This is a genomic window from Marinitoga sp. 1154, assembly GCF_013363285.1.
Taxonomy (GTDB): Bacteria; Thermotogota; Thermotogae; order Petrotogales; family Petrotogaceae; genus Marinitoga.
The window spans coordinates 102,683-111,645 of sequence record NZ_LBFB01000006.1; the positions used below are offsets into that span (position 1 = coordinate 102,683).

Consider the following 8,963-nt stretch of genomic DNA (forward strand, 5'->3'; position numbering starts at 1 on the left):
AGGGGTTTTAATATGAAAAAAATTTTTGTATTTATATTTTTAATATTAATTTTTACAATGTCATTTTCAATAAAAAGTGTTATATACTATACTGCAAGTGCTTCAAATGTTTCAATAATAGGGGATTTTTCAGATGAACCTATTCAAATGGAAAAAACAAATACGGGATTATGGAAAAAAACTTTTGAATTAGAAGAAGGAGAATATAAATATTTATTTTTAGTAGATGGAAAGGAGATTCTGGATTATAAAAATACAAACACTGTTTATTCAAATGGGAAATTATATTCATTACTCAAAATAAAAGAAGAAAAAACATATTACCCATCTATAGGTGATGGAAAAGTTGGATTTATAAAACATGAAAGAGAAAGAAAATATATAAATCCAGTAAAACCTGGAGATATTTATTTATCAATAGAAGTGCAAAAAAAAGATATTGAAGATGCATATTTTGTTGGTAATGCAAAAGTCGTAAAAAAAGAGAAATTAACATTTGATAAAACAGAATTATATAGATTCCATGTGAAAACACCTGCTAATGTATTGAGATATAAGTTTATTATAAAAGATGGTGAAAATAGTATCGAATATCCTAATTTAGATTATTTTGAATTTGATTTTAATAAACCAATAATAAAATATTTTGATGTACCAGATTGGACAAAAGGTAGAATATATTATCAAATATTTCCAGAAAGATTTAGAAATGGAGATAAAACAAATGATCCAGCATATACATATGAATGGTATGGTAATTATACATCATCATCATTAGGTTCTAATGGATTTTATGGTGGAGATTTAAAAGGTATTATAGAATCAATAGAATATTTAAAAAATTTAGGAATAGAGGCAATTTATTTAAATCCAATCTTCGAATCAGTTTCTAGTCATAAATATGATACTAAAGATTATTTAAGAATAGATTCACATTTTGGTGATGACAAAACATTTATCCAAATGGTTAAGGACTTAAAGAAAAACAATATAAAAATAATTCTTGATGGAGTTTTTAATCATACAGGTGATGAATTTTTTGCCATGCAGGATATATTTAGAAATCAAAAAAGATCTAAGTACTTAGATTGGTATTTTATAAAGAAATTTCCAGTTACAAAGTCTGCAGATAGCTATGAATCATGGTGGGGATATGCGGACCTTCCTAAATTAAACTTAGAAAATCCTGAAGTAAAAGCTTATATTACCACTGTCTTAGGAAAATGGATGGAATATGGCATTGATGGTTGGAGATTAGATGCAGTAGATCAAGTGAAAAATTCATTCTGGGAAAATTTCTTTTATCCTATAGTAAAAGGGATAAATGAAAATGCTGTTATTAGTGGTGAATACTGGAAAGATTCTACTCAATATTTCGAAAAACCAGCTTTTGATACTGTTATGAATTATTTGTTTAGAGATGCAGCTTTGGGATATGCAAAAGGCGGAAGTGCTTATAATTTTGTAAAAAACACAAATACTTATTTAGAAAAATATCCGCCTCAAATAATTCATACATTATGGAATTTATTAGATAGTCATGATACACCAAGAGCAATTACAGAATTAAATGATGATATTGATAAATTTAAAATAGCAGTTGGTATTCAAATGACCTTTATTGGAGCGCCAGTTATATATTATGGAGATGAAATAGGGTTGACAGGTGAAAGAGATCCTTGGTGTAGAAAACCATTTCCATGGGATGAAGAATTTTGGAATATGGATATATATAATTACTATAAATCTCTTATAAAACTTAGAAAAGAACATGAAGCATTAAGATATGGAGAATATGAAGTAATAAAAACAAAATTGGGAGCTTTGATATATAGAAGATATACTGAAAATGATGAAGTAATTATAATATCCAATTCAAGAAAAATACCTGTAAAAGCAAATATAGAACTAAATGGGGATTATATAGATTATTTTACAGGCGAAAAAATAAAAACAATTGAAAAAATATCAGGATTAACATTTAGAATATTAATAAGGCAGTGATCATATGTATTATTATGAAATAGCGGTTTTTGGAACATATACATATGATACATTTACATATTCTTATGAAGAAAAATTATCACCTGGCCAAAGGGTGCTAATTGATTTTAGAAATCAGCAAAAATTAGGTGTAATTATTTCAGAAACCGATGAAAAAAATTATAATGTGAAAAAAATAGAATTGGTTGTGGATTATAAACCGTTGATAAAAAATGAACATATAAAATTAATAAAAAATGCATCAAAAAAATTTCTTGTTCCTATAAGTGAAATGGGGAAATTAATATTTCCCCCGGCTTCTTCCGATAAGATAAAAATAAAAATAATACCTAAATCCCCTTTGTCCAATATGGAAAAACCTATATTTTTAAATGAGTATTATAGAAAATTCAAAACTAAAAAAGCAGCAAATAAAGTATTAAAAAAAATGATAAAAGAAAACCTTGTTGAATTGAATATACATATAAAGAAAGAATTAAAAAAGAAAAGAAAAGTTGTTATATTGAAAAAAGATATAATTGAAGTATTAAATGAAAAAATATCCAATAGCGGTATAAAAGTTGTAAATTATATTAATGAAAAAAATAATAAAATATATGAAAATGAACTATATGAACAAAAAATAATTTCGCGATCTTCTACAGTTTTAAAAACATTAATAAAAAAAGGAATTATAGAATTTATTGATGAAGAAGAGATAAACGAAAAACCGTTTATAGTAGAACTTACAGATAAACAGAAAGAATTGAAAGAAAAAATACTAAAAAATAAAGATGGAATCGATCTTTTATATGGTGTAACTGGAAGTGGAAAAACAGAGATATTTTTCGAAGTTATGGAAAAATATTTGATTAAGAATAAAAAAATAATGATTATAATACCAGAGATTTCATTAACACCACAATTTGTTTCTCGTATAAAGAAAAGATTTCCAGCTAAAAATATAGGTGTGTATCATTCAAGTATAAATAGTTCTATAAGAACAAAAACCTGGTATGATGCTGTAAATGGAAATATCGATATTATTATTGGAACAAGGAGTGCTGTTTGGATTCCGTTAAAAGATCTTGGAATGATAATAATAGATGAAGAACATGATCAATCACTATATCAATTTGATCAGATTTCATATGATGCTGTGGAAATAGCATATTTAAGAGCAAAAATAGAAAAAATAAAATTAATATTATCCTCAGCAACGCCAACATTGAGAGAAATGAAGAAAGCATATGAAGAGGAAATTAATCTTTTAGAATTAAAAGAAAGAGTTTTTACAGAAATGCCAGATATTGAAGTTATTGACTTGAAAAAAGAAGAAAAGGTAAGCTGGATCTTTACTAAAAAAGTTTTAAAGGAAATAAATAAAATCTTAAAAAATAATAAAAAAGTACTTATTTTTTCTCCAACTAAAGGATATGCAAATTATTTAATATGTACAAATTGTGGAAATGTTTTAAAATGCGACAATTGTGATGTATCTTATACGTATCACCGCTATGAAAATAAGTTAAAATGCCATTATTGTGGTATAGAAAAAAAGGTTCCAAATTCATGTCCAGTATGTGGAAATCCAGAATTACAACTTAGAGGGTATGGAACAGAGAGAGTGGTAAATGAGTTGTTGAAATTTTTTCCATCTAATAAGATTATTAGAATGGATAGAGAAGTAATAAAAACACATGAAGAGTTAAATAAAGCTTTTGAAGAAATAAAAAAAGAAGGACCGGCTATAATCGTTGGAACTAAAATGATAACCAAAGGTCTTGATATAGAAGATATTAAATTGGTAGTAATCCTTGATAGCGATAGATATTTAAATTTCCCTGAATACACATCTCAAGAACATACAGCTTCATTGTTAATTCAGGTTGCAGGTAGATCTGGAAGAAAAGAAAAAGGAAAAGTTTTACTTCAAACATTTAAATCTGAAAGTGATTTTTTTAAGTTTGTAAAAGAACATAATTATGATAAAATTGTTGAATTAGAATTAAAAAATAGGGAAAAATATAAATACCCACCATATTCAGAATTATTAATGATTATATTTTCTAATCCGAAATTTGAAACGGCATTGAAAGAATCAGAAGAATTTTTTAATATATTGAAAAATAAAGATTTAAATGTAGAATTATTAGAACCAACAGAACCATTAATACCTAAATTAAGAGGACAATATAGATATCAAATAGTAATTAAAGGAAATATAGATCATGATGAATTTTATGAAATTATTAAAAATTATAATAAAAAAATGCATATTTTTTTGAATCCACCAACAACATTAATATAAAATAAGCCCGATAAGGGCTTATTTTATTATTCTAAATTCAAATTCAGCTCGAGCTAAAATTTCATAAATTCCATTATCTTTCCAAACTTCACCATACACTTCTATTTCTTTATTATCAAGATCATATATATTTAAATTTTTAAAAAAAGCTTTATACTCATCACTTCTAATAGTTATATATACTTTATTATTTTCTGAGTAAATATGGTAAAAGGAACCAGAGCGCGAAATACTTTTAACTTTAAAACGAACCCATCTAATCTTTCCAATATCCAAATCAGAAAGATCATTTTCATAAATTTTTCTGTTATCATCGTCATAAAACTGGAAAATTCCTTTTCTGTTTTCATAAGCATAAACATAAGCTTCAATAAAGGTTTCTTTACGCTTTGAAGTATCAGAATAAAAAAGAGGTCTTGCATAACCGTTTTGTATAATTTCTTCATTTAAAAAATGAATTTTTCCATCTTTACCTTTATAATAAACATAAGCTAATAATCTTCCATAATACCCATATTTGTCAGTATCGAAGTCTAAATAAACATATGATTTTTTTGAATTTTCAGAATATATTTTATTTCTAACGAACCAATATGCTGTATCTCCTAACTCTCCAATAGGTTTATCTCCACTATGTGTTTCCGGAGTATCTATTCCTATTAATCTAACGGAAGTTTCATCGCCATCATAATATACTTTTATTGTGTCACCATCAATTACTTTGCTCACATAATAATTTTTTTCAATATAAGATTTATTAATTTGTGTTTGTTTTGAACAAGAAGTAATAAGAAGTAAAGAGATTAGAATACCAACAAATATATATAGTTTTTTTATCATTTTAACATTCCTCCTAATAAAAAAATGTGATATAATGTCATGTTAAAGTCAAGCTACTGAATTATTATAACATAAAAAATGTAAAAATATACGTAACAAATGAAAATTATAATGAAATAAGTTGGTAAAAAATACATTCGATTTTAGGAGGGGTTTTTATGAAAAAAGCATTAACGATTATGCTATTTGTTCTTATAACTTTTATAACTATTTTTGGAGCTTTTAGTGGAACAAAATTTTCTGTATTAGGTATTTATACAATGAATTTAGATGATTTAAACAATTTCATAGATGTATTTCCTATTGGTTATTTTGATATAGGAATAACTGATAATATTACATTGAGATTCAATGATTATTTAACTTTATCTTCATCAGCGCTTACATACGAGTTTAATGATAATGAAACATTAAACTTTAAACTTCCAAGATACTATTATTTACAATATAGAGTTGGATATGATACATTATTAATGATTGGAAAGTTCAAATTTAGAGATTATCCATATGATTTAAGAAGAGATTATGGATTTAGAGTCGGTGGATTTAGAGATGATCTTGGAGATAGGAATTATACTCTTAATCCAATGAAAATGGCAATTGGAGGATATATAAAACCAGTTGGGGAAATTAAAATAGGTGGAGCATACAATTTAGAAGATAGTTCGATTTATGCATATTTTGGTCTTGATGAAAGATATACTAAATATATGTTCTATATGTCTCAGGATAATAGATATAACAAATTATCAGCATCATTTGCAGGGTATAATTCAATTAAATGGAATAGAAAATTAATAACACAATTATATTATGGAATAGGTTATGCTGTTCCATCAGAAGTGCAATCAATATCAGGAATAACCTCTAACATTAATGATTTAATTGAAATTTTACCAAATCCTAAAATGACTTTTGGTGGGAAAATAAATTATTATCCAGTATATTTAAAGGGCTTAATATATTACAACATGGATAATGAAAATAAAAACTTATATTATCTTGACATTGATGCTGTAACAAATAATCCTCAAAACAAAACATGGTTATATGAATTAAGAGCAGGATATTATTTACCAAGACCGTGGTCAATAGAATTTTTTGTCCAAGGGAATTCATTAGATGATGGAATATTGACAGATTACGTAACAAATTATGGAATTAAAATAAACGGAGATAACATAACATTAACAGTTTCTGCTGAGGATATAAATGGAAGAGCAAGTGGGAATCAAAGAATGGTATTGAGTTTTACAACCTGGACAGATTTTTTAATTACAGAAAGGTCATTAATGAATATTATATTTTAAATAAGGGGGTAGTGGAATGAAAAAGATTTTGGTGTTTTTGTTGATATCTATTTTGGGATTGTTTTTGTTGACAGGGTGTTTGGTAAAAGAGAAAATTGATGATGAGAAGACAGTTTTAAGTTTATCAGAGTTAAGAGAGAAAATATTAGAAAATAAAAATATTTGGAATGATTATGATTCACATGAAACTGTATATGAAACGGAAGGCATAGTTGCATATCAATATACTTCAAATTCAGATCCAACAAAAAATTATATATATATTGTAGATGAAAATGGAAATGGTTTAAAGTTAACATATTTAAAAGCAGAAAATCATGACAGTAAATATAGTATTGGTGATAAAATAAAGGTAAAAGGAATACCGTATTATAAAACATGGAATGATCCTAATGTTTATGAATTGAGAATGGATATAGATAATTATGGAGAAATAACTGTTGTTGAAAAAAACGTTGGAGTTCCATTAAATAAAGCAGAATTAATAAATTCAGAACTATCAGGAGGAGACTTTGGTAATTTAGTAGAATTTACAGGAAAATATATAGGAGAAGATGATTTTAATAATAAAGAATTTTCTGTTATTAATTTTGAATTAAAAATAGATTCTCACTCAGTATTACCAGATTTAACGCTTAATTCAACATATACCATTAAAGGTGTAGTCGGGCAAAATTATGGGTATAGAATATTTGTTTCTGATGAAACATGGGTAACATTAGTTGCAACGGCAGAAGAGCAGCCGCAACCGACTGTTGAAGCGTCAACAATAGCAGAAATAAAAAATGAAATTAAAGAAAATTATGATGCTGGTACAGATGGATGGGATTCAGGAGATACATCAATAGTTCCATTAAGGAAAATAGAAAATGCGATAGTTGTATACGATGCTTCAGATTATGGATATGTATATGCTGTAAGTAATGATGGAACAGGTATTTATGTGAAAATTTCTACTGACTTGAATATAAATCTTAATGAAATTATTTCAGCAACTGGAAGACCGTATTATACAGAACGTGACGCAACTAATAGTTATTTTGAATATAGATTTAATACAACTCGTTCGGATGAATCAGCTACAGTAACAAGTAGTAATGGGACTATTCCTTGGGATAAGGCGGATGTATTAACTGTTAATAATTTACCAGGAATGAATAATTTTGGTAATTTAGTTATTTTTGAAGGTAAATATTTAGGGCAAGATGAATATAAACATTATGATTTTGATCTTGATAACGATGGCCAAAGTGATTTAAAAGTGATTAAATATTCTTCTGATGCGATGAATAGTGCAGGAATTCAAGTTGGCAATCTATATGAAATTAAAGGTGTTATTGGTTATAATTATGGATTTAAAGTGTATGTAGGAGATTCTTCTTTTGTAACAGCAAAATAATTAAAGAAAGCCCGTTTGGGCTTTCTTTTTTGAACTGGAGGTAAAAATGAAAAAGACAATTTATTTATTGTTCGTTTTGATTATTGTATTATTCTTATTTTCAGGGTGTATTATAGAAGATAGAATTAATAGATTAGATAAAATTTTCAATAATGAAGCTATTCTTTTTGATAATGCGCATTCACAAACAGCAGGTAATGCTGATTGGACTATTAGAGGTGGATTTTCTGATTTTGCTGATGATTTGAAAAATCGTGGAGCTAATGTCTATGAATGGGGTAATGATGAATATGGAAGTAATCAAAGAGATGATGATACATCTATTACTTACGAAGTAATATCAAAATATAAGGTATATGTAATACCAGAACCTAATATTCCTTTTACAAAAGATGAACAAAATGCAGTAATAAAGTATATTGAAAATGGAGGGAGAGTTTTTTTTATTGCTGATCATATTGGTGCAGATAGAAATAATGATGGATGGGATGCAGTAGAAATATTCAACGGATTTTTGAAAGGGAAACATATAATAGAAACTAAGAAAATATATGCAGATGATTTTGTTGGAAGATTAGGCTTTAGATTTAGAGAAAAACAATATTCTGAAAGTCCTATGGTAAAGATAAAAGAACATGAGATAACTAAAGGAATAAAGGAAACAGGAGCATGGGCTGGGACATCGGAATATATAATTGATAATGAAAATATAAGTGGAATTATTTATTATAGTAAAGAAACATGGGGAGCTTATGTAATCGCTGGAAGATATGGAAGCGGTAAGTTTGTTGCTATAGGTGATTCATCACCGATTGATGATGGAACAGGGACATCTGGAGATAAATTATATGATGGTTATTATTATGGAGATAATAGAGAATTAATGATAAATATTATAAAATGGTTGGTGGAATAAAACACAGTAATAAAGCTAATTCTGGTGAATTCACTAATGATTAACAAAAATTAACGGTATTGTAAGTTGACAAAAGAGAAGAAAGGTGGTAATATATATACTCGGACGCGGACGAAGAGCCGCGGGAAGGAAAGGAAAGCTCCTTGACAAGTGAACAGAGACACCCAGCGGAAGTAAAAAAGAGAGTGAGCGATCGAACTCGAA

Annotated in this window: 6 protein-coding genes; 5 read left to right on the forward strand and 1 reads right to left on the reverse strand. The window is 27.0% G+C overall.

Annotated elements, in window-relative coordinates:
* The first annotated feature begins 12 nt into the window (after positions 1–12).
* On the forward strand, positions 13–2,004 hold the full coding sequence (locus XO12_RS04510) for an alpha-amylase family glycosyl hydrolase (protein ID WP_047265571.1): 1,992 nt from the start codon (positions 13–15) through the stop codon (positions 2,002–2,004).
* A 4-nt stretch (positions 2,005–2,008) separates the two neighbouring features.
* Positions 2,009–4,294, forward strand: coding sequence for a primosomal protein N' (gene priA / locus XO12_RS04515; RefSeq protein WP_175419759.1), 2,286 nt, complete (start codon positions 2,009–2,011; stop codon positions 4,292–4,294).
* An 18-nt stretch (positions 4,295–4,312) separates the two neighbouring features.
* Here priA and XO12_RS04520 read toward each other — a convergent pair whose 3' ends face one another.
* Positions 4,313–5,134: a thermonuclease family protein gene (locus tag XO12_RS04520; RefSeq protein WP_052913171.1), complete on the reverse strand. Its 822-nt coding sequence runs from the start codon at positions 5,132–5,134 to the stop codon at positions 4,313–4,315.
* A gap of 158 nt (positions 5,135–5,292) precedes the next feature.
* On the opposite strand from XO12_RS04520, the gene XO12_RS04525 reads away from it, so the two are divergent.
* Genes XO12_RS04525 through XO12_RS04535 form a run of 3 tightly spaced genes read left to right on the forward strand, consistent with a single transcriptional unit; the run spans position 5,293 to position 8,759 of the window.
* The gene (locus XO12_RS04525) at positions 5,293–6,444 is read left to right on the forward strand and encodes a hypothetical protein (protein WP_047265569.1); all 1,152 of its coding nucleotides are present in this window, start codon (positions 5,293–5,295) and stop codon (positions 6,442–6,444) included.
* A 16-nt stretch (positions 6,445–6,460) separates the two neighbouring features.
* Positions 6,461–7,843, forward strand: a complete 1,383-nt coding sequence (locus tag XO12_RS04530; RefSeq protein WP_047265568.1) for a hypothetical protein — start codon at positions 6,461–6,463, stop codon at positions 7,841–7,843.
* Between the two features lie 46 nt (positions 7,844–7,889).
* On the forward strand, positions 7,890–8,759 hold the full coding sequence (locus XO12_RS04535; RefSeq protein WP_175419760.1) for a DUF4350 domain-containing protein: 870 nt from the start codon (positions 7,890–7,892) through the stop codon (positions 8,757–8,759).
* The last annotated feature ends 204 nt before the right edge of the window (positions 8,760–8,963 follow it).

Coding starts and splice junctions, on each gene's coding strand:
- XO12_RS04510 (WP_047265571.1), top strand. CDS start 13: ATGAAAAAAATTTTTGTATTTATATTTTTAATATTAATTTTTACAATG.
- priA (WP_175419759.1), top strand. CDS start 2,009: ATGTATTATTATGAAATAGCGGTTTTTGGAACATATACATATGATACA.
- XO12_RS04520 (WP_052913171.1), bottom strand. CDS start 5,134: ATGATAAAAAAACTATATATATTTGTTGGTATTCTAATCTCTTTACTT.
- XO12_RS04525 (WP_047265569.1), top strand. CDS start 5,293: ATGAAAAAAGCATTAACGATTATGCTATTTGTTCTTATAACTTTTATA.
- XO12_RS04530 (WP_047265568.1), top strand. CDS start 6,461: ATGAAAAAGATTTTGGTGTTTTTGTTGATATCTATTTTGGGATTGTTT.
- XO12_RS04535 (WP_175419760.1), top strand. CDS start 7,890: ATGAAAAAGACAATTTATTTATTGTTCGTTTTGATTATTGTATTATTC.